We start from the raw sequence: 20,997 nt of genomic DNA on the forward strand, positions 1-20,997 counted from the left end.
CATGGACTTAAGGGCAGACGCCCGCGTTTGTCGAGAGAAGTGACGAGAGCGTGATGGGGCTGGACGAAACTGTTAGCAAGCCGCATGAACGGCTAAGCGCGCATCTGGCGCCGGAACTCGATGCGGTAAACGCACTGATCCGCGCAAGGATGGCCTCGAAACACGCGCCGCGCATCCCGCAGGTGACCAATCATCTGATCGAGGCCGGCGGCAAGCGCCTGCGCCCGATGCTGACCCTGGCCGCCGCACAGATCTGCGGCTACGAAGGCCCCTATCACATCCACCTCGCCGCCACGGTCGAATTCATCCACACCGCAACGCTGCTGCATGACGATGTGGTGGATGAAAGCGGCCAGCGGCGCGGGCGCCCCACCGCGAACCTGCTGTGGGATAACAAATCTTCGGTTCTGGTGGGCGATTACCTGTTGGCGCGGGCGTTTCAGTTGATGACCGAAACCGGGTCGCTGCGGGTGCTGGACATCCTGTCGAACGCTTCTGCGACCATCGCCGAGGGCGAGGTTCTGCAACTGACCGCGGCGCAGGATCTGGCCACCGATGAAGACATCTATCTTCAGGTGGTGCGCGGCAAGACGGCGGCGCTGTTTTCGGCGGCGACCGAGGTCGGCGGCGTGATCGCCGGCGCACCCGAGGATCAGGTCCAGGCGTTGTTCACCTATGGCGACGCACTGGGGGTCAGTTTCCAGATCGTCGACGATCTGCTGGATTACTGGGGCTCGGGCACCACCGGCAAGAATATCGGCGACGATTTTCGCGAGCGCAAGCTGACCCTGCCAGTGATCAAGGCGGTGGCCAAGGCCGATGCCAAAGAGCGCGCCTTCTGGTCGCGCGTGATCGAGAAGGGCCAGCAGAACGACGGCGATCTGGAACAGGCGCTGACGCTGCTGGACAAGCACGGCGCGCTGGAACAGACCCGGACCGACGCCCTCGCCTGGGCCGACACGGCCAAAGCCGCATTGGGTGCCCTGCCCGCAGGCCCGATCCGCGACATGCTGCACGATATCGCCGATTACGTGGTTGCGCGGATCAACTAAGCGCCGCCGCCCGCACCCACCAACCCGGATGTGCCCCGGCCAGGGTTTCGGCCCCGGCCCGCGCCTGATCCCCGTTTTCGAACAGGGCGAAACAGGTCGCCCCCGATCCCGACATGCGCGACAGCAAGGCGCCCGGCAGGTCCGCCAACGCGGCCAGCACCGGCGCGATGACCGGGGCCAGCGCCACGGCCGGGGCCTGCAGGTCGTTGCGCTGCGTGGCCAACCAGACAGCCAGATCGCGCGCGCAGGCAAAGGCAGGAATGTCGGTGGGCATGGCCGGGTTGTCGCGGCGATGCAACGCCCTGAATACTGCTGGTGTCGCGACACCCACCCCCGGATTGGCCAGAACGCACCAGACCGGCGGCAGCGCCGGCACCGGCGTTAGAACCTCGCCAATCCCGCCCATCCGCATCGCGTGCGCGGCAAGGCACACGGGCACATCCGCGCCCAGCGCCAGTCCCCGATCGGCAGGCAGCGGCCGCCCGGTCAGCGCCGACAGCGCCCGCAACGCCGCCGCCGCATCGGACGACCCGCCGCCGATCCCGGCCGCGGCGGGCAGCTGCTTGTCCAGCGTGATCGCGGCATCGGTGACGCCCAAGAACCGCGCCGCCTTCAGCACAAGGTTGCTGTCATCGACGGGAACGCCCCCGGCCTGCGGCCCCACCACCACCAGCGACAGCCGGTCGGCGGCGGCGGACACGGTGACCCGATCCCCCACATCGGCAAAGGCCACCAGACTGTCCAGCAGGTGATAGCCGTCAGACCGCTGGCCGGTGACATGCAGGGTCAGATTTACCTTCGCGGGCGCGAAAGCCTCAGTCGCCATTGGCCACCGACAGGGGCGGCTTGCCCTCTTCGGCCAGAACCTTGTCCAGCCCGACCTCCAGCTTGCGGCGCATCCGGTCCGGTTCGACATCCGGGGCCGGGTTGTCCATGTCCACGAAAGACAAGGCACGGCGCCACTGGAACTCGGCCTCGGTATGACGGCCCACCGCCCACAGCACATCGCCCAGATGATCGTTCACCACGGGATCGACCGGCATCAGTTCGGTCGCGCGCTCCATATGCGGCACGGCCTCTTTGTAGCGGCCCAGCCGGTACAGAACCCAGCCCAGACTATCGGTGATATAGCCGCTGTCGGGCCGCGCGGCGACGGCGCGTTCGATCATGTCCAGCGCCTCGTCCAAATTTGTCTGCATCTCGACATAGGAATAGCCCAGGTAATTCAGAACCTGCGGCTGATCGGGTTCCAGTTCCAGCGCCTTGCGGAAATCGGCCTCGGCTTCGGGCCAGCGATCTTCGCGCTCCAGCGCGACGGCGCGGGCGAAATAGACCACCCATTGCTGACGCTCGGGCGCGTCGAACAGCGCGACCGCCTTGTCATAGGCGTTGATCGCCTCGGCATGGCGATCCAGACGGCTGAGCATGTCGCCCAGCGTCGCATGGACGATGGCCACCTCCGCATGGCTTTTTGAAAGCTGGGTCAGCACCTCGATCGCGGCCTCGGTCTTGCCGGATTTTTCCAGCGTTTCGGCCCGGCCCAGTTCCGCGACATAAAAGGCGGGATCGCTGGCGGGGACGCGCAGATAGGCCTCGGTCGCCAGATCGTACCGCTCCTGCGCCTCCAAAAGGCCGGCGGTCATCAGCATCGCGTCCACATGATCGGGGCGCAGATATTCGGCGATCCGGGTATACAACAGGGTGTAGGTCTCGTTCGCCTCGCCATTCAGGGCGCTGGCGACGGTAAAGAACACTTCGGCCGCGCCATCGCGCGCGTCGCGGATCGTGTTGAACGGCAATGCCTCGCCCGCTTCCAGACGGGCCCGCAGATCGGCCAGGCCGGGGTCCAGATCCAGGCCGAACACATCGTCGATCAGCGCGACGGCATCGGCATTGCGCTCCAGTTGGCTGAGGGTCTGCGCCTCGGCCAGAACCCCGCGCCGGGTCATCCGCAGCGCGCGGCCGCTGTCACCGGCAAAGATCGCCTCAGCACCTTCAAAATCGCCCACGGCGGCCAGCGCCAGCGCCTTGTGATACAGGCCGAACACCGCCAGCCCGGACTCTTTGGCGGCGGTGTCGAAGGCGGCCAGCGCCTCGGACATGCGACCGGCGCCAAAATGGTTCCAGGCGGTCAGCAGGCCGTCGACCAGCGGGCCGATCCGGCGCCCGGCCTCCATGTCGCTCAGGGCACCTTCGTAATTCCCGCGCGCCAGCTGTTCGGCCAGCAGCAGCATATGCGCGGCCTGGCTGTCCATCCCGCCCTGATCCATGCGCCGCGCGATCGGCAGCGCCTTGTCGATCTGCCCCAGCCCGGTAAAGGCCAGAAGCGCGTTTTCCAACAGTTCAGGATTGGACGGATCGCGCGCCAGCGCTTGGGTATAATACTGGGCCGCCGCCGTGTAATCGCTGAAATAGCTGGCATGCCGCGCCGCAAGATAGGCCCCGGCCAGCCCGTTCTGGGCCCCGGCGGGGGTGGCGGCGGACAGGCTGAGCACGGCAAGGGCGGCCAGGCCGAGGGAGCGAACGCGAAACGCGGGCAAGGGCATTCTCCGGTTGATCTGCCAGCCGAAGGTAATCGTGCCGCGCGGACATGGCAATGCGGGGCGGCGATTTGGCCGCCCCGCATGACGCAAGCGTTACATATTCGGGTAATTCGGTCCGTCGCCGCCCTGCGGGGTGACCCAGTTGATGTTCTGGCTGGGGTCCTTGATGTCGCAGGTCTTGCAATGCACGCAGTTCTGAAAGTTGATTACGAAGCGGGGATCCTTGCCCGCCTCTTCGACCACCTCGTACACGCCGGCCGGGCAATAGCGCTGCGCCGGTTCGGCGTATTTCGGCAGGTTCACCGAAATCGGCACCGACGGATCCTTCAGCTGCAGGTGGCAGGGCTGGCTTTCCTCGTGATTGGTCATCGCGAAGCTGACGTTGGTCAGTCGGTCGAAACTGATCTTGCCATCGGGTTTGGGATAGTCGATCGGCTTGAACTTCGCCGCCTCGCCGGTGGCCGCCGCGTCGGATTTGCCGTGCTTCAGCGTGCCCAGCAGCGACAGGCCGAACAGGTTGTTCGTCCACATGTCGAACCCGCCCACGGCCAGCGATGTGCTTAGCCCGAACTTCGACCACAGCGGTTTGACATTGCGGACCTTTTTCAGATCCTTCGCAATCGGCCCGCTGCGCAGGTCGGCCTCATAGGCGGTCAGCTCGTCGCCCGCGCGGCCCGCTTTCAGCGCCTCATGCGCGGCCTCGGCCGCCGCCTTGCCCGACAGCATGGCGTTGTGGTTGCCCTTGATCCGCGGCACGTTGACCAGACCGGCCGAACAGCCCAGCAGGGCCCCGCCGGGGAAGACCACCTTCGGCACCGACTGCCAGCCACCTTCGGAAATCGCGCGTGCGCCGTAGGCCACGCGCTTGCCGCCCTTCAGCAGCTCGGCCACCATCGGGTGATGCTTGAACCGCTGGAATTCCATATAGGGGTACAGATACGGGTTCTTGTAGTTCAGGTGAACCACGAAGCCGACATAAACCTGATTGTTCTCAAGGTGATAGATGAACGACCCGCCGCCCGCGTTGCTGCCCAGCGGCCAGCCCATCGTGTGGGTCACGGTGCCCTCGCGGTGCTTTTCGGGGTCGATCTCCCAGATCTCTTTCATGCCCAGGCCGAATTTCTGCGGGCAGTGCCCCTTGGACAGGTCGTATTTCGCCATCACTTCCTTGGACAGGCTGCCGCGCACGCCTTCGGACAGGAACACATATTTGCCGTACAGAACCATCCCCGGCTCATAGGCGTCGCCCGGCGTCCCGTCCGGATTCTTGCCGAACTCGCCCGCGACCACACCTTTGACTTCGCCCGCGTCGCCGTAAACCAACTCAGAACAGGCCATGCCGGGGAAAATCTCGACCCCCAGTTCCTCGGCCTGCTCGGCCATCCAGCGGCAGACATTGCCCATCGAGACGATGTAGTTGCCGTGGTTGTTCATCAGCGGCGGCATCGGCCAGTTCGGCACCCGCATCTGGCCGCCCGCGCCCAGGACATAGAAGTTGTCTTTCCTGACGGGCACGTTCAAAGGCGCGCCTTTTTCCTTCCAGTCGGGGATCAGGGCATTCAGGCCGCAGGGATCGAGCACCGCGCCCGACAGAATATGTGCACCAACCTCAGAGCCCTTTTCCAGCACGACCACATCCAGGTCGGCGTCCAGTTGCTTCAGCCGGATCGCCGCCGACAGACCCGCAGGCCCCGCGCCCACGATCACAACATCATATTCCATCGACTCGCGCGTCATCTCAGCCATTTCCTCACCCTTTCGCGCGCCCGGCGCGCCCTCATCCCTTCAAAACATTCCGCAAAGCGTTATCTCACACCACCATGAAGCGTCAATTGCAACGCCGCATCATTCCCGTTGTGGCGCAGCAATTCCACGGAACCGGCCCGCGCATCCCTCTTGCATTTCGACCGCCGCTGGGGTCAGGTGGGAAGATTCATTCACCAACGGCGCCCCGCACGGGCCGCGCCGCCCTTAACATATCCGATGAGAACTATGGAAAAAATACCGATGACCCGCGCGGGCCACACCGCGCTTGAGGCAGAATTGAAAACCCTGAAATCGGTGGAACGCCCCGCCGTGATCAAGGCCATTGCCGAAGCCCGCGAACATGGCGATCTGTCCGAGAATGCCGAATACCACGCCGCCCGCGAAAAACAGAGCTTCATCGAAGGCCGGATCAAGGAGCTGGAGGCAACGCTGTCGCTGGCCGAGGTGATCGACCCCACCAAACTGTCCGGCGCGATCAAGTTCGGCGCCACCGTCAGGCTGGTGGACGAAGACACCGACGAGGAGAAGACCTATCAGATCGTCGGCGCGCCCGAGGCCGATATCGAGAAGGGTCTGCTCAACATAAAATCCCCCCTCGCCCGTGCCTTGATCGGCAAAGAGGAAGGTGACAGTGTCGAGGTCAAGACGCCGGGTGGTGGGAAAAGTTACGAGGTTCTCAGCATTCAGTACGTCTGAGGCGCAGGGCTGAGACCGTTTCAACATGGCAGACAAAAAGCAGGATTCGCCGATTGACCTCGGCATCTATGGCAGCAGGGCCGGGCCGTCGGGCCTGACCGCGGCCGATATCATTGCCTTTGCGCTCAGCCTGCTGTGGCTGGCCGCGTCGGGCGCGTTTTTCATGTTCGCCAAATCGGGGCCGGAAAGCCTGCAATTCGGTCCGATCACCTTCGTTCTGACCTTCGTGGCCATTGCCATGCCGGTCGCGCTGATCTGGGTCGCGGCCTCGGCCGCGAAAAGCGCGCGTGTGATGCGCGAGGAATCGGCGCGGCTTCAGGCCGCGATCGACGCGATGCGCCATACCTATATCCAGCAGCAGCAAAGCGTCGGCATGGGCACCCGCCCCACGGTCGAGAAGAAGCTGGACGAAATCGCCGCGGCGCAAAAGCAGGCCGAAAGCGCGATGGCCACCTTCGCCAGCAGCCGCGCGCGCCCTGTCGCGGTCGCCGCCGCGCCGGTACCGGCGGTCAAGGCGGATACCGATCAGCCGTCGCTTGCCCTGGGCACCCCCGCCGAAGAGCTGAGCCCGCCGCTGCCGGTCGAGGATTTCATCCGCGCGCTGAACTTCCCCGAAACCGCCGACGATCAGGACGGGTTCCGCGCGCTGCGCCGCGCGTTGCAGGACCGTGCGGCGGCCAAGCTGATCCGCTCGGCCCAGGATGTGCTGACCCTGCTCAGCCAGGACGGCATCTATATGGACGATCTGCGCCCCGACCGCGCCCGCGCCGAGATCTGGCGCAGATTCGCCACCGGCGAACGCGGGGCCGCGGTGGCGGGTCTGGGCGGGGTGCGCGACCGGTCGTGCCTGGCGCTGACCGCCGGGCGGATGCGGCAGGATCCGATCTTTCGCGATGCCGCGCATCACTTTCTGCGCCAGTTCGACCGCACCCTGACCGAATTCGCACAAACCGCCAGCGATCAGGAAATCAGCGATCTGGCCGAAACCCGCACCGCGCGCGCGTTCATGCTGCTGGGCCGGGTCTCGGGCACCTTCGACTAACGCGCCAGCCCCACCTGCCCCAGGATGAAATCGGCCACCGCGCCGGTATCGTCCAGCGCGAAGACCGGCACATGCAGTCCCGGCTGCGGCACGTCGCTGGCCACCGCCCGCACGGTGGGATCGCCGGGCGCGATCAGCGCATGACCGGCATCATCGCGAAACGCCTCGACCTTGGGATGGGCGTCGCGCTTGTAGCCTTCGACCAGCACCAGATCGACCGGTGACAGCCGGGCCAGCAACGCCTCCAGCGGTGGCTCGGGCGCGTCGCACAGTTCGTGCATAAGCGCCCAGCGCTGCCCCGAGGCCAGCAGCACCTCGCGCGCACCGGCGACGCGGTGGCGAAAGCTGTCCTTGCCCGGCTGGTCCAGATCGAAATGATGATGCGCATGTTTCACGGTCGAGACGCTGAAGCCGCGCGCGGAAATCTCGGCCACCAGCCGCTCCATCAACCCGGTCTTGCCGGCGTTCTTATAGCCCACGACGCCGAAAACCCGCATCAGCCGCCCCCTCGCAACAGCGCCGCGCCCTGCACAAGATCGGCCTGCGTGTTGATGTTGAAAAACGGGTCGAACGCGCCCGCCGGAAACGCCGCCGTCACCGCGCCATGCCCTTCGGCCCAGGCCCGCACACGGCGCGTGCCCGCCGCGAGGGCCGCGCGCAGATCGTCGCGCAGGGCCACCGGCCACAGCCCGAAGGTAGGATGCGCCCGCCCAAGGGACGCGGCCAGCGCGATCGGCGCGCCCGCCTGCACGGCGGCCCGCTGCAACCCGGCCACCAGATCGCGGGGCAGGAACGGCGTGTCCACGGCGGCGGTCACGATGCAGTCGGCGCCGTTGTCGGCGGCCCAGTCCAGCCCGGCCAGAATTCCCGCCAGCGGGCCGGGAAAACCCGCCATGCTGTCGGGCAGAACCGGCAGCCCGGTTGCGGCGAACCGCGCCGGATCACCATTGGCGCTGATCGCCAACCGGTCCACCTGCGGCCCCAGACGGCCCGCCACATGCGCCAGCAGGCTTTGCCCCCCCAGCGCCAGCAGCGCCTTGTCGCCGCCGCCCATCCGCGCCGCCTGACCGCCGGCAAGGATCACCCCGAACGGTTGCATCGCACCCCCTTGCCCGCGCATGATTGCATCTGCCCCACCACTGTCCTAATGGCGAAGGGGCCTGAGACAGTCTAGGGGCAGCGCATGGCATCCTCCACCACCAAATCGGCCTATTGGCTGGGCGCCCGGCAGGGCGCGCCGTTCGTGTTCGTCGTCGGGCCGTTCGGCCTGCTGTTCGGCGTGGTCGGCACCGAGGCTGGGTTGAACCTGGCCGAGGTGATCGGATTTTCGGTTCTGGTGATCGCCGGGGCCTCGCAGTTCACCGCGCTGCAACTGATGACGGAAAACGCGCCCACGCTGATCATTCTGGCCGCCGCGCTGGCGGTGAACCTGCGCATGGCGATGTATTCGGCCGCGCTGACCCCGCATCTGGGGGCGGCACCGCTGTGGCAGCGGGTATTGATGGCCTATCTGCTTGTCGATCAGTCCTATGCGCTGCCCGTCGCCCATTATGAAACCGAACCCGGCATGAGTCTGGCCGCCCGGACCGCCTATTTCTTCGGCGTGGTCACCCTGCTGGGGCCCAGCTGGTACGGCATGACCTATCTGGGCGCGGTGATGGGGCAAGGCATCCCACCTGAATATGCGCTGGATTTCGCGATGCCGATCACCTTTCTGGCAATGGTCGCGCCGGCGCTGCGGACGCTGGCCCATGTGGCGGCGGCGGTGGTTTCGGTGGCGGTGTCACTGATGCTGGCCTTCGTCCCCTATAGCGGCGGGCTGCTGATCGCGGCCCTGACGGCGATGATGGCCGGCGCGCAGGTCGAACTCTGGCTGAAAAGGCAAAACCGATGGATATGAGCAGCGCCAGAATATGGCTGATCATCGCCGGGCTGGGCATCGGCACCTTCCTGATCCGGTTTTCCTTTCTCGGGCTGATCGGCGACCGGCCTTTGCCGGAATGGGTGCTGCGCCATCTGCGCTATACCCCGGTGGCGGTGCTGCCCGGCCTGATCGCACCGCTGGTTCTGTGGCCCGCCGCCAATAACGGCCAGACAGAGCCCGCCCGGATGCTGGCGGCGCTGGTAACGCTTGGGTTGGGCGTGGTCACGAAAAACACGCTGCTGGCGATCTTCGGCGGCGCCGGCACGCTGTATCTGACGCTGTATCTGTTGGGTTAGTTCGCGACCGAAACGCTGGCGGATTGCTGGCTGCTCAGCACTGCCATGTTGTTATCGGAATCGTCGTCATAATAGATCCGTGTCGTCACCCCCGGCAGCGCCCCGAAGGCCCGCATGATCCTGCCCGGATAGAACGTGCGCGGAATGGACGAGAACCCCGGCAATTGCCGCAACACACCACTGGTAGAGCGGCCGCACAGCGCCTTGGGCACCGCGCCGTAGCCTTCGACGATCGCCAGCGCCTGTTCCGCCACCTCGGGAGAGACCAAAATGGTCTGCTCGACCACGCGGTATGTCTCGCGCGCATGATAGTCGAGGTAGAATTTTTCCATCAGCGGGGTCATGCCGTAATGCACGTCATTGCGTTCGGGCACGGTGCGATGCCACCAGGACCCGGCCGGGTCGAACACGACACGCTGGCTGGCATTGATCATCAGCCCGCTATGCGCCCCCTCGTTCGAGCGGTTGTTGACCATGGTATAAAGCGTGATCGAGGGCGGCGTGTCGGATCGGTAGGCCGCGGCCTTGACCGCCTCTTCGGGGGCCCAGACGGAGACCGCCGTGCAGGCCGCCAGAAGACAAGGGAACAGGACGCAAATCAACAGGCGGCGCATGACTTCCCCAAAATAACGCTGGTGCCGGAACGGGCGGGGGCAGCCCCGCCGCCAATCCTTTAGCCGTTCACAAGAGCCATGAAGATCAGGACCACGATGGCCGTGATCGCAACGCCGGTCGCCATGCGGATGAACCCTTCGAAGGTCTTCTCGTGCTCGGTGATATCCATCGAGCCATGCTTGTACTCAGCCATCTGGGGGTCTCCTTTTCCCTGTTCGTGCAGATTCGGGATACCCGAATAGAAACCGCATGTCACGGCCCGGGTCGGCGCAAAAATACGCTTTCAGCCATCCTGTTCCAGATCCGCCGCCAGACGAAAGCCGATCCGCCGCGCCGCAGGGATGTTTTCCGGCTTGGGCAGGGCACGCAGCATCACGTTCAGCTGACTGACATGCTGCACCAGTTGGGTGCGCGCGCCGGTCAGATCGGTGCCGTAGAAGGTCACGATGTCGGGATCGAAATAGCCCACGCCCTCGATCTTCAGCACGCCCGCGTCGCCGCCGGTGAAGCCCATCGCGATCTCATGCTCGGCATCCAGATTTTCTTCGAAATTCTGGATGTAAAGGATGACCCGCTCATAGGCCCATTCGGCCGCGCTTTTCTGATCGACCGGCTTGCGGGTGACCGCCGCGGGCAGCGGTTTCTGCTCGGGCGAGGCAGGCGCGCAGGGATCGGCATGAACCGCGCGCCCGCGGGGCTCGGCGCAGGGGGGCGTGCGGTCCTGTGCCATCACGCGGCCTGCCACAGCCACGCGCCGTCGGCGCGGCGCTGGCGGGTGACCTGACCGGCCTGCAAAAGGTGGTTCAGATGCGCCACGGCCTCGACCAGGGCCAGCCCGTATTCCGATGCGCCGATATCGCGCCGGAACAGCACGATGAAACATTCGGTGGCGGTATGGGGCCGGTCCAGATACGCCAACAGGCGATCCAGCGCGCTGTGGTGGTTGTCGATCAACTGGCGCAGCCGGATCGGCAGGCCGGTAAAGGGCAGCTTGTGGCCCGGCAGCACAAGCTGATCGTCCTGCGCCAGCGTGGCGAACCGCTCGCAGCTTTCCAGCCATTCCCCCACCGGGTCGGCCTCGGGCTCGGTGGCATAGACCCCCAGATTGGGCGAAATCGACGGCAACAGCTGATCGCCGCCCAGCACAAGGTTGTCGTCGCGGCTCCAGAAGGTGGCATGTTCCGGGGCGTGGCCATGGCCGATATGCACATGCCAGTCGCGCCCGCCGATGCGGATCACATCGTCCTGTTTGATGCGGCGATAGCCCAGCGGCAGCGGCGCGACCGTGTCGGCGAAATTATAGGGCCGCTCGGCCTGACGCTGCGCCAGCATCGCCGGGTCCATCCCCGCGCCGCGCCAGAACGCCACGCTTTCCTCGGCAGGTCGGTCCTGCGCGTCCAGCACCAGCATCCGCGCCAGCAGCCAGGCGGTGCGGGTGGTGCACAGTTCGGCGCCGTGGACGGTTTGAAACCAGCCGGCCAGCCCGATGTGATCGGGGTGGTGATGGGTCGCGATCACCCGCCGCACGGGCTTGCCCGCCAGCGGCCCGGCCAGGCAACATTCCCAGATTATACGGCCCTTGCCGGTGGCAAGGCCGGTATCGATGATCGTCCAGCCATCGCCATCGTCCAGCGCATAGACGTTCACATGGTCCAGCTTCATCGGCAGGGGCAGGCGCATCCACAGCACCCCCGGCGCGACCTCGGTCGCGGTCCCCTCTTCGGGTGCCGCCCTCCATGGATAGCGTATGGCGGCGGGCCGATCCCGCATCACGCCACCAGATCCTCGGGGCTGAGCGCGTACAGGCCGGCCGCGCCAGCACGCGCATGGGCCAGTTGGGCGGTGTATTCCGGCATCATCCGCTTGATGAAGAACTCGGCCAATGCGGTGCGCGGGCCGTTGCCACCCTCGGCCATGGCGGCCTTCAGATGGAAATGCCCGCCCAGCACCCGTGCGCAGGCGCGCAGGAACGGCACCGCCCCGGCGAAGCGGTCGTTCACCTCCTGCGCGACCATCCACTCGGTGGCCTCGCGCAGGGTCTCGGTCGCGGCCCAGACATCGTTCGCCAAACCCGGCAGCACGGCGCGCGCGGCCTCGGCATCGGTTTGGATCTCTTCGAGCATGCGATAGGCCGCTTCGCCGCCATCCATCATCTTGCGCGCAACCAGATCCATCGCCTGAATACCGTTGGTCCCCTCATAGATCGCGGTCACCCGCACATCGCGCAGATATTGCGCGGCGCCCGATTCCTCGATGAACCCCATGCCGCCATGCACCTGCATCCCCATCGAGGCTACCTCGATCCCGACATCGGTGCCATAGGCCTTGGCCACCGGCGTCAGCAGCGCGGCACGCGCCTGCCAGTCGGGGTTGCCCGTGGCGCGGGCCATGTCCAGCGCCACCGCGCAGGCCAGCGCGATCGAGCGCGCGGCGAACACCTCGGCCTTCATCGTGGTCAGCATCCGGCGCACATCGGCGTGATCCAGGATCGTGCCGGTGCCGCCCGCGACCGGGGTCTGGCCCTGCCGGCGCTCCTGCGCATAGGCCAGCGCGTGCTGATAGGCCCCTTCGGCCACGCCGATCCCCTGCACGCCGACGCCCAGCCGGGCGTTGTTCATCATCGTGAACATCGCGGCCATGCCCTTGTGCGGTTCGCCGACCAGCCAGCCGGTGGCGCCGTCATACTGCATCACCGCGGTGGGCGAGCCATGCAGCCCCATCTTGTGTTCCAGGCTGACCACGCTCAGGCTGTTGGCCACGCCGGGGTTGCCATTTTCGTCGGGAATGCGCTTGGGCACCATGAACAGGCTGATCCCCTTGGTGCCGGGGGCGCCGTCGGGCAGCCGCGCCAGCACCAGGTGGCACACATTTCCGGTAAAGTCGTTATCGCCCCAGGAGATGAAGATTTTCTGCCCGGTGATCGCATAGGTGCCGTCGCCGTTCGGCACCGCGCGCGAGACCAGCGCGCCGACATCGGATCCGGCCTGCGGTTCGGTCAGATTCATCGTACCGCACCATTCGCCCGAAATCAGCTTGGGCAGATAGACCGCCTTCAGCGCGTCGCTGGCGTGATGCTCCAGCGCCTCGATCTGGCCCTGGCTCATCAGCGGGTTCAGCTGCAGCGACAGGCAGGCCGCGCTCATCATCTCGTTCACCGCGGTGGTCACCGCCATCGGCAGGCCCATGCCGCCGTTTTCAGGCGCGGCGGCGATGCCGATCCAGCCGCCTTCGGCGATCTGGTGATAGGCCTCGGAAAATCCGGGCGAGGTGCGCACGACGCCGTTTTCCAGAACCGCCGGATGCAGATCACCGGCACGTTGCAACGGGGCCATGACCTCTTCGCACAGGCGCCCGGCTTCGGTCAGGATCGCATCGGTGACATCGGCGCTCGCATCGGCAAACAGACCGGTCCCGGAAACCTGACCCAGATTCACCACATTTTCGAAGATAAACCGGTAATCCCCGACCGGTGCACGATACGCCATTGATCCCTCCCCCTCAGACGCGCCTTGTGAAGGCGCAGGCACACAAGTATGTCACGTTATCCAATGGCTCAAGCGTAATAGCCGGGGCCCATCCATCAAGGCAAACGCAGCGTCACATGACAGGCACGCTTCAGACCGAAACCCTGACCCCCGACGATACCGGCCTGACCCGTGCGGCGGGGCTGCTGGCGCGGGGGGCGCTGGTCGCCTTTCCGACCGAAACGGTTTACGGGCTGGGGGCCGACGCGCGCAACGATCTTGCCGTCGCCCGGATATTCGAGGCCAAGGGCCGCCCGCGCTTCAACCCGCTGATCGTGCATCTGCCCGATCTGGCCGCCGCCCGGCACTATGCCCTGTTCGATGACGCGGCCGAGCGTCTGGCCGATGCGTTCTGGCCCGGTCCGCTGACCCTTGTTCTGCCGCTGCGCGCCGATGGGGGGCTGTCGCCGCTGGTGACGGCGGGCAACGATACTGTCGCGATCCGCGTGCCCGAGCACCCTGTCGCACGCGCACTGCTGACAGCCTTTGGCGGGCCGCTGGCCGCGCCGTCGGCCAACCCCTCGGGCAAGGTCAGCCCGACCCGCGCCGAACATGTGCTGGACGGGTTGGGTGGCCGGATCGAGGCGGTCGTCGATGGCGGCGCCTGCGCGGTGGGGCTGGAATCCACCATCATCGGGTTGTCGGGCGGCACCGCCACCCTGCTGCGCCCCGGCGGGCTGCCGACCGAGGCGATCGAGGCCTGCCTGGGCGCGCCGCTGGCCCAGCGTGATCAAAACGCTGCGATCACCGCGCCGGGTCAGCTCGGCTCGCATTACGCGCCCGGTGCCGCGATCCGGCTACAGGCCGATGCGCCGCAAGCGGGCGAGTTGTGGCTGGGTTTCGGGCCGCATTGCGATGGCGCAGCGATGACGCTGTCGGCCAGCGGCGATCTGGTCGAGGCGGCGGCGAACCTGTTCCACCACCTGCGCGCGCTGGATGCGATGGCCGCGCCGGGACAGATGATCGCCGTGGCACCGGTGCCCGACCACGGGCTGGGCCGTGCGATCAACGACCGGCTGCGCCGCGCCGCCGCGCCCCGGCCCTGATCCGTCAGGCCCGCCCCGCCGCCGATGACAGCATTTGCGGATCGACCCCCAGAACCTTCAGCGCACGCCCCCATTTGGCGCCATCGTCACGGTCGAACACGATCTCGGGGCTGGCATCGCAGGTCAGCCAGCCGTTCCGGCCGATCTCGGCCTCCAGCTGGCCCGGCCCCCAGCCCGAATAGCCAAGCGTCAGCAATGTTTCCCGCGGCCCGGTGCCGCGCGCCATGTCTTCCAGAATGTCCAGCGTCGCGGTCAGGCCGAATCGGTCATCCACCCGCAGCGTCGTCGCCCGGTTGGACCGATAGTCGGAGGAATGCAGCACAAAACCGCGCCCATGTTCGACCGGGCCGCCGAAATGCACCCGGATCTCGCGCCGGCGATCGCCAAGCGGGATGTCCAGTTGCCTGAGCAGATCAATAAAGCTCAGATCCGGCGCGGGCTTGTTGACGATCAGCCCCATCGCGCCCTCGGGCGAATGGGCACATATATAGACCACGCTCCTGTCGAACCGCGGATCGCCCATGCCGGGCATCGCGATCAGCAGCTTGCCGCTGAGGTCCATCGGGGTGTCTGACATATCCATCCCTTAACAATGGGGTGTGGGCGGGTTTACTTGCAAGGGTGCGAAAAGACACAGTCGCGGGGCAATCTCCCAATTGTGATTTCTCTATATCTGCGGCGTGCTTATGTTCAGCGCCATGAAAATACGCATTCTCAGCCCGCTTTGCCTGGCCATGGGTCTTGGCCTTTCCACGCAGGCGGCAACCGCCGGCAGCGCCGATGTGCCCCTCGACTCCGTCATCACCGCCGAAATCCTGCCGGGCTGGGAAACCCCCGACGGTACCCAGATGGCCGGGCTGCGGCTGACCCTTGCACCGGGGTGGAAAACCTATTGGCGCGCGCCGGGCGAGGCCGGCATCCCGCCCAGATTCAACTGGACCGGGTCCACGAACATGGCCGCCGTGCAACTGCACTGGCCCCGTCCCGAGGTGTTCTATCAAAACGGCATGCGGACCATCGGCTATAAGCACGAGGTCGTGCTGCCGCTGGAACTGACGCCCACAGACCCGTCGCAGCCGATCAGCATGAGCGGCCATGTCGATCTGGGCGTGTGTCTGGATATCTGCATGCCGATGGCGCTGGAACTGCACGCCACCCTGCCCTCGGACGCGCAGCCCGCCCCGATCCGCGCGGCGCTGGACGCGCGGCCCGCGTCAGGCCAGGCCGCCGGTGTCGGCACGGTCACCTGCACGACCGCGCCGATCGACGACGGGATGCGCCTGACCGCACGGATCACGGTGCCGCCGCTGGGCGCGCGCGAGGTGGCCGTGGTCGAGCTGTCCGATCCGTCGATCTGGGTGGCCGAGGCCAAGGTCACGCGCGACGGCGATGCGCTGACGGCGGTCACCGATCTGGTGCCGGTCAACGCCCAGCCCTTCGCGCTGGATGGTGCGAACGTGCGGATCACGCTGCTGTCTGGCGCGAATGCGATCGACATCGCGGGCTGTGCGGTGAACTGACCCCGGTCAGGGCGCCGTGCGCTGCCGCAGCGCATAGATCAGCGCCGCGCCCAGATAGACCAGCGTCAGCAGCCCGGCCGCCCCCGCCACGAACAGGATCAGCGCCGCCGCCATCACCGGCGCATCCGGCAGCACACCGGCCAACGGCCCCGGCAGGCCGCCGCGCAGCACCGCATGGCCCAGCGTCGCCGCGAACAGCGCCGCCACCGCCAGCACCGCCGCGCCGGTGATCAGGCCAAGACCGCGCGCCCGGTCCTGCAAGGTCAACCCCCGCCGCAGCGCCCGGAACTGGCGCGCCACATCCTGTTGCATCGCCAGCAGCGCGGGCACCATCAGCAACACCAGAACCATGCCGAAGCCCAGACCGTAGACCAGCGTGATCACCGTGGGCTTCAGGAACTGCGCCTGCTGCGAGGTCTCGTACAACAGCGGCGCCAGCCCCAGAACCGTCGTCGCCGTGGTCAGGAACACCGGGCGCAGCCGATCCGCCGCGCCGTCGATGATCGCCGGCACCAGGCCGCGGGTCTGGGCGTATTCCTCGACCGTGCCGACCAGAACGATCGCATCGTTGATGATGATCCCGGTCATGCCGATCAGCCCGATCACGGTGAACATCGACAGCGGCACCTCCCACAGCGCGTGGCCATAGATCGTACCGACCAGCCCGAAGGGAATGATCGCCATCACCACGATGGGTCGGGTCCAGCTGGAAAAGATCCAGGCCAGCGTCAGATAGATCCCGATCAGGCACAGGGTCAGCCCGGTCATCGCGTCGGCCAGAAACTCGTTTTCCTGCTCGGCCAGACCCGCCATCCGCCAGGCCACGCCAAAGTCGCTTTCGATCCCCGGCAGAATCGTGTCTTGCAGGATCTGGGTAATCTCCTGCGCGCGGGCCGGGTCGTCCTCGGATATGTCACCAGTGACAGAGATGATCCGCAGCCCGTTTTCGCGCCGCACGGTGGAAAACCCGGTCTGGCGGGTAACGGTGACGATATCGGCCAGCGGCACATATTGCCCCCCGGACGAGCGCAACAGCGTGCGGTCCAGGAAATCGGCGGTCAGTTCACCCTCGGGCAGTTCCACCCGGATCGCGGCCGAGCGCAGGCCATCGGGATAGGTCGCGGCCTCGATTCCGTTCAGGCGGTGGCGCAGCACCCGGCCCAGCGCGTCGGGGGTAAAGCCCAGCGCGGTGCCCTGCGGCGTCAGTTCCAGCACCAGTTCCTGCTTGTCATAGGCCAGGCTGTCCTCGACCGCCGACACCTCGGGGTATGGGACAAGCTGCGATTTCAGGCTCTCGGCCGCCGCCTTCAGCGTTTCTGCGTCGGCACCGTAGAATTCCACGTCCAGCGCGTCGCCACCGGGCCCCGAACGCCAGCCGCGAAAGCTGAGGGTCTCGACCAGCGGGTGCTGGCGCACCTCTTCCTGCAGATCGGCCAGAAACCTGAACGACGAATAGGGCCGCAAATCGGCGTCGATCAGCTCGATCGCGATCGAGCCCAGCAGTTCGGCATCCTTGTTTTCGACCCCCGACAGACCGCGCCCGGTGTTTCCGCCCACCTCGGACAGCACGTAATCCAGCGGGTTGGTGCCGTATTCGGCGGCATAGCGCGCAGCCACCGCATCGGTGGCGCGCTGCATCTCGCGCATCATCGCCATGGTGTCGGACCGCGAGGCGCCCGGCGCCATCGCGAAATTGCCGGAAATGGAGCCCCGCTCGGGCGCATTGAAGAACCGCCACTGCACATCGCCGCGAATAAGCAGCGCGACCTGCGACGCCAGCAGGAACAGCACCAGCGCCATCACCGGATAGCGCGCCTTGACCACCCCCGCCATCAGCGGCCGGAACAGCGCCCGCTGCACCCAGACGAACCCGCGATTCACCACACGCGACGGCAGATCGTACCAATGCGCCTGCGACGAATGGGCCAGCGCGTGGGACATGTGGTTGGGCAGGATCAGAAAGCATTCGACCAGCGACGCCAGCAAAACCACGATCACCGTGAACGGGATATCGGAAATCATCGCCCCGAACCGCCCGCCGATGGCGGTCAGCCCGAAAAACGCGATTACCGTGGTGACGGTGGCCGAAAACACCGGCGCGGCCATGCGGCGGGCGGCGTTTTCGGCGGCCTGCACCGGACCTTCGCCCAGACGGCGGGCGCGGAAATCGGCGTGTTCGCCCACCACGATGGCGTCGTCCACGATGATGCCCGTCGTGATGATCAGCGCGAAAAGCGAGATCATGTTGATCGTCAGCCCGGCCACATACATCAGCGCGATCGTGGCCAGCATCGAGACCGGAATTCCCGCCGCGACCCAGAACGCGGTGCGCGCGTTCAAAAACAGAAACAGCAGCACCAGAACCAGCGCCAGCCCGACCAGCCCGTTATCCAGCAGGATGTTCAGCCGTCCGGTGATCGCCTCGCTGCGGGTGCGGATCAGGTCGATGCGCACGCCTTCGGGCAGGCCCAGCGCCAGCGTGTCGGCGGCCTGCTGCACCTGATCCTGGATCGCGATGGCATCGCCCCGGTCCGAGCGATCCACCCGCACCGAAATCGCCGGGTTTTCGCCCACGAAATAGGCGCGCTCGCGGTCGATTCCGCCGACAAGCACCTGCGCCACGTCGCCGATCCGCAGCTTCGATCCGTCCGGGTTCGAGCGCAGCTCGATATTCGCGATCTGATCGGCGCTGCGCTTGGCCACCCCGGTGCGGACCCGCGCGTTGGCGCCGGTGACATCGCCCGCGGGGGCGGTATCGACCTCGGCGGCGATCGCTTCGGCAATTCCGGCCATGGTCAGATCGTGGCGGATCAGCGCGGCCGAGGGCACCTCGACAATCGTTTCCGGCGTGGCAAAGCCACGGATCGTGGTGCGCGTCACGCCGGCGGCAAACAGGCGGGCCACGAATTCATCGGCGAACCGGCCCAGCTGATCGACGCCCACCGGCCCGGTGATCACCACATCGGTTACCCGGTCGCGCCACGCGCCGCGCCGCACGACCGGATCGTCGGCCTCGTCCGGCAGGGTTGTGGTGCTGTCCACGGCCTGCTGCACATCGGCTGCGGCGCGCGACATGTCCCAGCCCGGTTCGAATCTCAGGGTGATCCTGGCGCTTCCCTCGGACGCGCGCGAGGCGGTGCTTTCCACACCCTCGACCGCCAGCAGCGCCGGTTCCAGCACCTGCGCGATCCCGGCATCCACATCTTCGGCGCCCGCGCCGTCCCAGGCGACGGAAACGGTCACGTCGTCATTGATGATGTCGGGGAAGAACTGAGTACGCATCTGCGGCACCGCCGCCAGCCCCAGAACGATCATGATCAGCAGCAGCAGATTGGCCGCCGTGCCATGCCGGGTGAAATAGGACAGCACCCCGCCCGCCGCCCTTTCGATCCGCCCCGGCCCCGGTGACATGGTCTAGCCCCCCATGCGGCTTTCCAGCCGCTCGATGGTGCGCGCCGGCACCCGGTCTTGCGCCAATTGCGCCAGCACCCGGTCCTTGGCCTCTTTCGGCATGAAGGCGTTAGCCTCGACAAAGGCGATCAGCTGGGCCCGGCGATCCGGTGTCAGTGCAACCATTTCGGGCGCGTCGCCCGTCGCCACAGCCGCCTCGGGGCGGATCGGGCGCACCTTGATTCCGGCGCCCAGCAGGGGTGAGCGTTCGGTTACCACCTCGCGCCCGTCCAGTTCCGGGGCCAGGCGCAGGATCACGTCGTCGCCTTGGCGGCGCAGCAGGTCGGCCTGCGCCACCTCCAGCCGATCGTCGGGGCCCACCACCAGCAGCGCACCCGCCGCATCCAGCGCAGTCGAGGGCAGCACGACCACATCCGTCAACACCGGTTCGGCCACCTGCACGGTCACGAAATCGCCGGGGCGAAATCCTCTGGCCCCGTCCAGCCGGGCAAACAGCAGCCGCCCGGTCTGACCCTCGGCCACCGCGCCGCTTTCGCGGGTCAGGGTGCCCTCGGCCAGCAGATCGGCGCCATGGGCATCCAACGTCACCGCGACGCGCGCCGGGGTCAGCGCGCCGCGCGCGTCCAGAAGCCGCGAATATTGCGGGGTCGAGACGCGGAACGACACTTCCAGATCATCCGGGTCGATCAATTGCGCCACCTGCTCGTTCACCGCCACCAGCCCACCCTCGACCAGACTTACGGCGCTGAGCGTCCCGGAAAACTCGGCGTGAAGCTCGGTATCGGCCAGGCGACGCTCGGCCTCGGCCAGGGTGATCCGGGCGCGGGCCAGACCGGTCTCGGCCTGATCCACACGGCTTTGCGCCGTGGCCAGCGATTGCCGGTGCGACAAAACCGTCTGCCGGGCCGACGCGGCGGCAAGCCCGGCCTCCTCGACCAGCGCGTCCGACCCGAAACCGCGGTCGCGCACGCTGATCTGACGCTCCAGCGCCTGGGCGCGCAACTGGGCCTGTTCCTGGGCGGCGGCCAGCTCGTCGCGGGCCAGATCCAGCGCGCGGGCCGCGTCGCGCTGTTCGGCGCCAGCCTCGGCCAGGTCGGTCTGGGCCACCTCGACCGCGGCGCGCGCATCGGCCTGATCGACGCGCAGCAACAGCGCGCCGGCCCGAACCTGCCCGCCCTCCTCGAACGCGTCATGCAGCGCCACCACCGGCCCCGCCGCCCGCGCCCGCAGATCAAGCGTGCGGCGGCTGCGCACCTCGCCAAAGGCGGTCAGAACCGGCGTCACCACCTGTGGCGCAATGGTGGCGACATTGACCGCGAACACCCGCTCGCGCGGCTGGCCCGGCATACTTTCCTCGGCCCAGCGGGCCTGAAGCGCGGTATAGACCGCCTGAGCGGCATAAGTGATCAACCCCGCCGTCAGGGCCAGCAGGAACACTCCGACAAGGCTGCGGCGCAAAAAGCGCATATCGCGGAATCCTTCCCCATGGGAAACGCAGTCATTTCAATCAGATGTCAGAATAGCGCCACGCGCGGGCGCCTCCAAGCACAACCGTGTTACG

At 66.7% G+C, this 20,997-nt stretch carries 20 protein-coding genes; 7 read left to right on the forward strand and 13 right to left on the reverse strand.

Annotation, left to right across the window (positions count from 1 at the left end; translation table 11 throughout):
* The first annotated feature begins 53 nt into the window (after positions 1-53).
* Positions 54-1,052 (forward strand): polyprenyl synthetase family protein, encoded by a 999-nt coding sequence (locus tag ACSR1C_RS11975; protein WP_460259611.1) that lies wholly within the window; start codon positions 54-56, stop codon positions 1,050-1,052.
* Here ACSR1C_RS11975 and ACSR1C_RS11980 read toward each other — a convergent pair.
* From ACSR1C_RS11980 to ACSR1C_RS11990, 3 genes are all read right to left on the reverse strand, one after another.
* A complete protein-coding gene (locus tag ACSR1C_RS11980; protein ID WP_460259612.1) occupies positions 1,045-1,878 on the reverse strand; it encodes a 4-(cytidine 5'-diphospho)-2-C-methyl-D-erythritol kinase in 834 nt (277 codons plus the stop codon). The genes ACSR1C_RS11975 and ACSR1C_RS11980 overlap by 8 nt on opposite strands.
* On the reverse strand, positions 1,868-3,592 hold the full coding sequence (locus ACSR1C_RS11985; protein ID WP_460259613.1) for a tetratricopeptide repeat protein: 1,725 nt from the start codon (positions 3,590-3,592) through the stop codon (positions 1,868-1,870). The genes ACSR1C_RS11980 and ACSR1C_RS11985 overlap by 11 nt, the downstream gene beginning before the upstream one ends.
* A gap of 96 nt (positions 3,593-3,688) precedes the next feature.
* Positions 3,689-5,341, reverse strand: a complete 1,653-nt coding sequence (locus ACSR1C_RS11990; RefSeq protein WP_460259614.1) for an electron transfer flavoprotein-ubiquinone oxidoreductase — start codon at positions 5,339-5,341, stop codon at positions 3,689-3,691.
* Positions 5,342-5,587: 246 nt separating this feature from the next.
* Here ACSR1C_RS11990 and greA point away from each other — a divergent pair, with 246 nt between their 5' ends.
* The gene (gene greA / locus ACSR1C_RS11995) at positions 5,588-6,058 is read left to right on the forward strand and encodes a transcription elongation factor GreA (protein ID WP_460259615.1); all 471 of its coding nucleotides are present in this window, start codon (positions 5,588-5,590) and stop codon (positions 6,056-6,058) included.
* Between the two features lie 25 nt (positions 6,059-6,083).
* Complete coding sequence (locus tag ACSR1C_RS12000) at positions 6,084-7,100, forward strand: hypothetical protein (RefSeq protein WP_460259616.1); 1,017 nt, start codon at positions 6,084-6,086, stop codon at positions 7,098-7,100.
* Here the strand turns inward: ACSR1C_RS12000 and mobB are convergent.
* A complete protein-coding gene (gene mobB, locus ACSR1C_RS12005; RefSeq protein ID WP_460259617.1) occupies positions 7,097-7,597 on the reverse strand; it encodes a molybdopterin-guanine dinucleotide biosynthesis protein B in 501 nt (166 codons plus the stop codon). The genes ACSR1C_RS12000 and mobB overlap by 4 nt on opposite strands.
* Positions 7,597-8,199 carry a molybdenum cofactor guanylyltransferase MobA gene (gene mobA / locus ACSR1C_RS12010; RefSeq protein ID WP_460259618.1) on the reverse strand — a complete coding sequence of 201 codons (603 nt, stop codon included), beginning with the start codon at positions 8,197-8,199 and terminating at the stop codon, positions 7,597-7,599. The genes mobB and mobA overlap by 1 nt, the downstream gene beginning before the upstream one ends.
* 84 nt (positions 8,200-8,283) lie before the next feature.
* Here mobA and ACSR1C_RS12015 point away from each other — a divergent pair, with 84 nt between their 5' ends.
* Positions 8,284-9,000, forward strand: coding sequence for an AzlC family ABC transporter permease (locus tag ACSR1C_RS12015; protein ID WP_460259619.1), 717 nt, complete (start codon positions 8,284-8,286; stop codon positions 8,998-9,000).
* Complete coding sequence (locus ACSR1C_RS12020) at positions 8,991-9,320, forward strand: AzlD domain-containing protein (RefSeq protein ID WP_460259620.1); 330 nt, start codon at positions 8,991-8,993, stop codon at positions 9,318-9,320. The genes ACSR1C_RS12015 and ACSR1C_RS12020 overlap by 10 nt, the downstream gene beginning before the upstream one ends.
* Here ACSR1C_RS12020 and ACSR1C_RS12025 read toward each other — a convergent pair.
* From ACSR1C_RS12025 to ACSR1C_RS12045, 5 genes are all read right to left on the reverse strand, one after another.
* Positions 9,317-9,934 (reverse strand): hypothetical protein, encoded by a 618-nt coding sequence (locus ACSR1C_RS12025; protein ID WP_460259621.1) that lies wholly within the window; start codon positions 9,932-9,934, stop codon positions 9,317-9,319. The two genes, ACSR1C_RS12020 and ACSR1C_RS12025, sit on opposite strands and share 4 nt — an antisense overlap.
* Positions 9,935-9,993: 59 nt before the next feature.
* Entirely contained in the window at positions 9,994-10,128 is a 135-nt protein-coding gene (locus ACSR1C_RS12030; RefSeq protein WP_460259622.1) for an aa3-type cytochrome c oxidase subunit IV, read from the reverse strand.
* Positions 10,129-10,218: 90 nt separating this feature from the next.
* Positions 10,219-10,665 (reverse strand): DUF6173 family protein, encoded by a 447-nt coding sequence (locus tag ACSR1C_RS12035; protein ID WP_460259623.1) that lies wholly within the window; start codon positions 10,663-10,665, stop codon positions 10,219-10,221.
* Positions 10,665-11,705, reverse strand: a complete 1,041-nt coding sequence (locus ACSR1C_RS12040) for an MBL fold metallo-hydrolase (RefSeq protein WP_460259740.1) — start codon at positions 11,703-11,705, stop codon at positions 10,665-10,667. Before ACSR1C_RS12040 ends, ACSR1C_RS12035 begins: the two co-directional genes overlap by 1 nt.
* Complete coding sequence (locus tag ACSR1C_RS12045; protein ID WP_460259624.1) at positions 11,705-13,420, reverse strand: acyl-CoA dehydrogenase; 1,716 nt, start codon at positions 13,418-13,420, stop codon at positions 11,705-11,707. The genes ACSR1C_RS12040 and ACSR1C_RS12045 overlap by 1 nt, the downstream gene beginning before the upstream one ends.
* Positions 13,421-13,536: 116 nt before the next feature.
* Between ACSR1C_RS12045 and ACSR1C_RS12050 the strand changes: the two genes are divergently transcribed.
* Positions 13,537-14,505 (forward strand): L-threonylcarbamoyladenylate synthase, encoded by a 969-nt coding sequence (locus ACSR1C_RS12050; protein ID WP_460259625.1) that lies wholly within the window; start codon positions 13,537-13,539, stop codon positions 14,503-14,505.
* Positions 14,506-14,509: 4 nt separating this feature from the next.
* Here ACSR1C_RS12050 and ACSR1C_RS12055 read toward each other — a convergent pair whose 3' ends face one another.
* Positions 14,510-15,067 (reverse strand): YqgE/AlgH family protein, encoded by a 558-nt coding sequence (locus ACSR1C_RS12055; RefSeq protein WP_460259741.1) that lies wholly within the window; start codon positions 15,065-15,067, stop codon positions 14,510-14,512.
* 136 nt (positions 15,068-15,203) lie between these two features.
* On the opposite strand from ACSR1C_RS12055, the gene ACSR1C_RS12060 reads away from it, so the two are divergent.
* A complete protein-coding gene (locus ACSR1C_RS12060; RefSeq protein WP_460259626.1) occupies positions 15,204-16,025 on the forward strand; it encodes a protein-disulfide reductase DsbD domain-containing protein in 822 nt (273 codons plus the stop codon).
* A gap of 6 nt (positions 16,026-16,031) precedes the next feature.
* Here ACSR1C_RS12060 and ACSR1C_RS12065 read toward each other — a convergent pair whose 3' ends face one another.
* Positions 16,032-19,436, reverse strand: coding sequence for an efflux RND transporter permease subunit (locus ACSR1C_RS12065; protein ID WP_460259627.1), 3,405 nt, complete (start codon positions 19,434-19,436; stop codon positions 16,032-16,034).
* Positions 19,437-19,439: 3 nt separating this feature from the next.
* Positions 19,440-20,903 (reverse strand): efflux RND transporter periplasmic adaptor subunit, encoded by a 1,464-nt coding sequence (locus tag ACSR1C_RS12070; protein ID WP_460259628.1) that lies wholly within the window; start codon positions 20,901-20,903, stop codon positions 19,440-19,442.
* Positions 20,904-20,997: the final 94 nt, after the last annotated feature.

The organism is Actibacterium sp. D185-2 (genome assembly GCF_054954595.1).

Coding starts and splice junctions, on each gene's coding strand:
- ACSR1C_RS11990 (WP_460259614.1), bottom strand. CDS start 5,341: ATGGCTGAGATGACGCGCGAGTCGATGGAATATGATGTTGTGATCGTG.
- ACSR1C_RS12030 (WP_460259622.1), bottom strand. CDS start 10,128: ATGGCTGAGTACAAGCATGGCTCGATGGATATCACCGAGCACGAGAAG.
- ACSR1C_RS12040 (WP_460259740.1), bottom strand. CDS start 11,705: ATGCGGGATCGGCCCGCCGCCATACGCTATCCATGGAGGGCGGCACCC.
- ACSR1C_RS11975 (WP_460259611.1), top strand. CDS start 54: ATGGGGCTGGACGAAACTGTTAGCAAGCCGCATGAACGGCTAAGCGCG.
- ACSR1C_RS12000 (WP_460259616.1), top strand. CDS start 6,084: ATGGCAGACAAAAAGCAGGATTCGCCGATTGACCTCGGCATCTATGGC.
- ACSR1C_RS12015 (WP_460259619.1), top strand. CDS start 8,284: ATGGCATCCTCCACCACCAAATCGGCCTATTGGCTGGGCGCCCGGCAG.
- ACSR1C_RS12045 (WP_460259624.1), bottom strand. CDS start 13,420: ATGGCGTATCGTGCACCGGTCGGGGATTACCGGTTTATCTTCGAAAAT.
- ACSR1C_RS12025 (WP_460259621.1), bottom strand. CDS start 9,934: ATGCGCCGCCTGTTGATTTGCGTCCTGTTCCCTTGTCTTCTGGCGGCC.
- mobA (WP_460259618.1), bottom strand. CDS start 8,199: ATGCAACCGTTCGGGGTGATCCTTGCCGGCGGTCAGGCGGCGCGGATG.
- mobB (WP_460259617.1), bottom strand. CDS start 7,597: ATGCGGGTTTTCGGCGTCGTGGGCTATAAGAACGCCGGCAAGACCGGG.
- greA (WP_460259615.1), top strand. CDS start 5,588: ATGGAAAAAATACCGATGACCCGCGCGGGCCACACCGCGCTTGAGGCA.
- ACSR1C_RS12060 (WP_460259626.1), top strand. CDS start 15,204: ATGAAAATACGCATTCTCAGCCCGCTTTGCCTGGCCATGGGTCTTGGC.
- ACSR1C_RS12035 (WP_460259623.1), bottom strand. CDS start 10,665: ATGGCACAGGACCGCACGCCCCCCTGCGCCGAGCCCCGCGGGCGCGCG.
- ACSR1C_RS12020 (WP_460259620.1), top strand. CDS start 8,991: ATGGATATGAGCAGCGCCAGAATATGGCTGATCATCGCCGGGCTGGGC.
- ACSR1C_RS12065 (WP_460259627.1), bottom strand. CDS start 19,436: ATGTCACCGGGGCCGGGGCGGATCGAAAGGGCGGCGGGCGGGGTGCTG.
- ACSR1C_RS12050 (WP_460259625.1), top strand. CDS start 13,537: ATGACAGGCACGCTTCAGACCGAAACCCTGACCCCCGACGATACCGGC.
- ACSR1C_RS12070 (WP_460259628.1), bottom strand. CDS start 20,903: ATGCGCTTTTTGCGCCGCAGCCTTGTCGGAGTGTTCCTGCTGGCCCTG.
- ACSR1C_RS11980 (WP_460259612.1), bottom strand. CDS start 1,878: ATGGCGACTGAGGCTTTCGCGCCCGCGAAGGTAAATCTGACCCTGCAT.
- ACSR1C_RS12055 (WP_460259741.1), bottom strand. CDS start 15,067: ATGGACCTCAGCGGCAAGCTGCTGATCGCGATGCCCGGCATGGGCGAT.